Annotated in this window: 1 protein-coding gene; it reads right to left on the bottom strand. The window is 68.3% G+C overall.

The window, feature by feature from the left end:
• The coding region (locus tag ACNA0R_RS27250) for an electron transfer flavoprotein subunit alpha/FixB family protein (protein ID WP_415829204.1) at positions 1–675 on the bottom strand (675 nt) is incomplete at both ends.

Raw genomic sequence — 675 nt, 5'->3', positions numbered from 1 at the left:
AAAGCGCCTTGACCAGCTCCGGCACCACCGTGAACAGATCGCCGACCAGGCCATAGTCGGCCACGCCGAATATCGGCGCTTCGGCATCCTTGTTGATGGCGACGATGACCTTGGAGTCCTTCATGCCCGCCAGATGCTGGATGGCACCCGAAATACCGACGGCCACGTACAGCTGCGGCGCGACGATCTTGCCGGTCTGCCCCACTTGCCAATCGTTGGGCGCATAGCCGGCGTCGACCGCGGCGCGCGATGCGCCCAGGGCCGCGCCCAGTTTGTCCGCCAGCGGGTCCAGGATCTTGAAGTTCTCGGCGCTGCCCAGGCCCCGGCCGCCGGAGACCACCGCGCGCGCGCCCGCCAGTTCCGGACGATCGCTCTTGGCCAGATCGCGGCCGACGAAGGAAGACAGCCCGCTGTCCGCCACCGCGGCCACCGTTTCCACCTGGGCCGAGCCACCCTGCGCGGCAACCGCGTCGAACGCCGTGGCGCGCACCGTGATCACCTTGACCGGATCCGCCGATTGCACCGTGGCGATCGCGTTGCCGGCATAGATGGGCCGCTCGAAGGTATCCGGGCCATTCACCGCGGAAATATCCGAGATCTGCGCCACGTCCAGCTTGGCCGCCACGCGCGGCGCCACATTCTTGCCCGACGCGGTGGCCGGGAACAGGATGTGGC

The organism is Bordetella sputigena, from assembly GCF_965137885.1.
Taxonomy (GTDB): Bacteria; Pseudomonadota; Gammaproteobacteria; order Burkholderiales; family Burkholderiaceae_B; genus Bordetella_C; species Bordetella_C sputigena.
This window is presented reverse-complemented; position numbering and strand designations above follow the sequence as displayed.